Annotated in this window: 1 pseudogene; it reads right to left on the bottom strand. The window is 59.9% G+C overall.

Annotated elements, in window-relative coordinates:
* Nucleotides 1–428, bottom strand: a pseudogene (locus tag JCM19049_RS17170) (transposase); the annotation flags it as partial.
* Nucleotides 429–556 lie beyond the last annotated feature (128 nt).

Genomic DNA, 556 nt, shown 5'->3' with positions numbered 1-556 from the left:
CCGTGTTGGTCGGTGGCTGGTTCCCAGTACTTCTTTTCGTTGATCCATCCGATGAACCGCTCTTTGACCACCGGCAGCGTGTAGGAGGTGGGGAACTGGAGCCCCAACGAATCCAGGTGGTGCAGGAACCCGCGCGAAGCGCCAGCGCTGTCGGTGCGCACCAGGACCTTCTCACCGATCAGTATCCCGTCCTGGTCATAGAACTCATCAGGTAGCTGGGCCAGAGCCTGGTCCAGGATCGTGATGTGGTCCGCCGCTGAGTTCGCGCCCTTGTTCCCGGGCCGCAGCTGCACGGCCAGGACTTCCCCGGTGCCATTGTCTTTCGCGTAATCCACGCTTGCGATCATGGGAGAGAAACCGTACCCACGCTTATAGGTGCCTGCGGCGTGCTCCTTGTCAGAGTGCACATGCACCAGCGACGCATCGATAGGGTCTGCTGAAGGTTTGGTTGACACCGGGCTTATGCCGCCAGAGCGACGGGCTCGATCATTCTAGCTTCGAACTGGACAGGAGTCAGTTTCCCCAGCCTGCGTTGCTTGCGTTTGCGGTGATACTT

Source organism: Arthrobacter sp. JCM 19049 (genome assembly GCF_001310435.1).
Note: the sequence above shows the minus strand (reverse complement) of the source record. Positions and strands in the feature narration are given on the sequence as shown.